This window comes from Citrobacter sp. wls615, assembly GCF_005281355.1.
GTDB classification, from domain to species: domain Bacteria; phylum Pseudomonadota; class Gammaproteobacteria; order Enterobacterales; family Enterobacteriaceae; genus Citrobacter; species Citrobacter werkmanii.
The window spans coordinates 1-2,495 of the sequence record NZ_SZXM01000095.1 but is presented as its reverse complement, the minus strand read 5'-3'; the positions used below and the strand labels follow the sequence as shown (position 1 = coordinate 2,495).

Here is a 2,495-nt window from a genome sequence, read left to right as displayed (position 1 = left end):
CTCATATCAGGAACTTGTTCGCACCTTCCTTAGTAGAGACAGCTGTCAGGTGTGCGACTAAAAAAAGTGGAGTTTCATCATGTTTAATGAAGTCCATAGTATTCATGGTCATACATTATTGTTGATCACTAAACCTTCGCTGCAGGCAACTGCGTTATTACAGCACTTAAAGCAATCACTGGCGCTAACCGGAAAATTGCATAATATTCAACGATCTCTGGATGATATTTCCTCCAGCTGCATTGTTTTAATGGATATGATGGAGGCAGATAAAAAACTGATCCATTACTGGCAAGATAATTTGAGCAGAAAAAACAACAATATAAAGACTTTATTGTTGAATACCCCAGATGATTATCCCTATCGGGATATTGAAAACTGGCCGCATATCAATGGTGTATTTTACGCAACCGAAGATGAACAACGTGTAGTCAGCGGCTTGCAAGGTGTGTTGCGCGGCGAATGCTACTTTTCGCAAAAGCTCGCCAGCTACCTGATCACACATTCCGGTAACTATCGTTACAACAGCACGGAGTCGGCATTACTGACTCACCGTGAAAAAGAGATCCTTAATAAATTACGTATCGGTGCCTCAAATATTGAAATCGCGCGCTCACTATTTATCAGTGAAAATACGGTGAAAACACATCTTTATAACCTTTTCAAAAAGATAGCTGTCAAAAATCGTACGCAGGCGGTTTCGTGGGCCAATGATAACCTCAGGCGATAAAGCCATGAAACGCTATTTGACCTGGATTGTGGCAGCAAATTTAGTCCTTGCTGCCGGGAATCTACACGCGGCTGTAGAAGTGGAGGTTCCCGGACTATTGACTGACCACACGGTCTCTTCCATTGGCCATGATTTTTATAGGGCCTTTAGTGACAAGTGGGAAAGCGAGTACACAGGAAACTTAACCATTAATGAAAGGCCCAGTGCACGTTGGGGAAGTTGGATTACTATAACGGTCAATCAGGACGTTATCTTCCAGACCTTTTTATTCCCGACGAAAAGAGACTTCGACAAAATAGTGGTCTTCGCATTGGCAGAAACTGAGGAAGCATTAAATCGCCGGCAAATAGATCAAACACTATTAAGCACAAGCGATTTAGCGCGTGATGAATTCTAAAACATGATTTTGTCCGGAGGCTTTCATGCGTGTCAAACATGCAGTGGTTTTGCTCATGCTAATTTCACCATTAAGTTGGGCCGGAAACATGACGTTCCAGTTCCGCAACCCAAACTTTGGTGGCAATCCAAACAACGGTTCTTTTTTATTAAATAGCGCCCAGGCGCAGAACTCGTATAAAGATCCGAGCGGTGATGATTTCGGGGTTGAAGTCCCATCAGCACTGGATAATTTTACTCAAGCTATTCAGTCGCAAATACTCGGTGGTTTACTCACTAATATCAATACCGGTAAACCGGGGAGGATGGTAACCAATGATTTTATCATTGATATCGCCAACCGGGATGGGCAACTGCAATTGAATGTCACGGACAGGAAAACAGGGAAAACGTCGACTATTGAAGTTTCGGGTTTGCAAAATCAATCAACCGATTTCTAAATTATAGCCACGAAAGGAAAAAATCATGCAGCGCTTACTTATCATGGTGGCAGTAATTTTACTCAGCGGATGCTTAACCGCCCCGCCTCAAGAGGCCGCTAAGCCGACGTTAATGCCCCGAGCCCAAAGCTATAAAGATTTGACGCATCTGCCTATGCCTACAGGTAAGATATTTGTGTCGGTATACAACATTCAGGATGAGACTGGCCAGTTTAAACCTTACCCGGCAAGTAACTTCTCTACCGCCGTTCCGCAAAGCGCCACGGCTATGCTCGTCACCGCATTGAAAGATTCTCGTTGGTTCGTCCCGCTGGAACGTCAGGGGTTACAGAACTTGCTTAACGAACGAAAAATCATTCGCGCGGCTCAGGAAAACGGTACAGTTGCCATTAATAACCGGATCCCACTCCAGTCCCTGACCGCTGCAAACGTCATGGTGGAAGGGTCAATTATCGGTTATGAAAGCAACGTTAAATCAGGGGGGGTCGGCGCGCGCTATTTCGGTATTGGCGCCGATACGCAATACCAGCTTGACCAGATAGCGGTAAACCTGCGCGTGGTTAACGTCAGCACCGGTGAGATCCTCTCATCGGTGAATACCAGCAAAACCATTCTGTCTTATGAAGTGCAGGCTGGGGTGTTCCGCTTCATTGACTACCAGCGTCTGTTGGAGGGTGAAATTGGTTATACCTCCAACGAACCGGTTATGCTTTGCCTGATGTCAGCAATTGAAACCGGCGTTATCTTCCTGATTAATGACGGGATAGATCGCGGATTGTGGGATTTGCAGGATAAGAAACAAGTTGATAATGACATCCTGGTTAAATACCGCCATATGTCGGTACCGCCAGAATCCTGATAGATCGTTACGGCATAAAAAGCGTGAGAGGATCCTCACGCTTTTTATTGTGCACAGAAAACCCCCAGCT

The 2,495-nt window shown here is 45.1% G+C and carries 4 protein-coding genes; all 4 read left to right on the top strand.

Going from position 1 to position 2,495, the window contains the following annotated elements; all coding sequences use genetic code 11:
* Positions 1–79 precede the first annotated feature (79 nt).
* The 4 genes from csgD to csgG are packed head-to-tail and all read left to right on the top strand — an operon-like array spanning position 80 to position 2,425.
* A complete protein-coding gene (gene csgD, locus FDX04_RS24090) occupies positions 80–730 on the top strand; it encodes a biofilm master transcriptional regulator CsgD (RefSeq protein WP_042309248.1) in 651 nt (216 codons plus the stop codon).
* A 4-nt stretch (positions 731–734) separates the two neighbouring features.
* A complete protein-coding gene (csgE, locus tag FDX04_RS24085) occupies positions 735–1,127 on the top strand; it encodes a curli production assembly/transport protein CsgE (RefSeq protein ID WP_042309250.1) in 393 nt (130 codons plus the stop codon).
* Between the two features lie 25 nt (positions 1,128–1,152).
* Positions 1,153–1,566 carry a curli production assembly/transport protein CsgF gene (csgF, locus tag FDX04_RS24080; RefSeq protein ID WP_042309252.1) on the top strand — a complete coding sequence of 138 codons (414 nt, stop codon included), beginning with the start codon at positions 1,153–1,155 and terminating at the stop codon, positions 1,564–1,566.
* Between the two features lie 25 nt (positions 1,567–1,591).
* The gene (csgG, locus tag FDX04_RS24075) at positions 1,592–2,425 is read left to right on the top strand and encodes a curli production assembly/transport protein CsgG (protein WP_003036082.1); all 834 of its coding nucleotides are present in this window, start codon (positions 1,592–1,594) and stop codon (positions 2,423–2,425) included.
* The last annotated feature ends 70 nt before the right edge of the window (positions 2,426–2,495 follow it).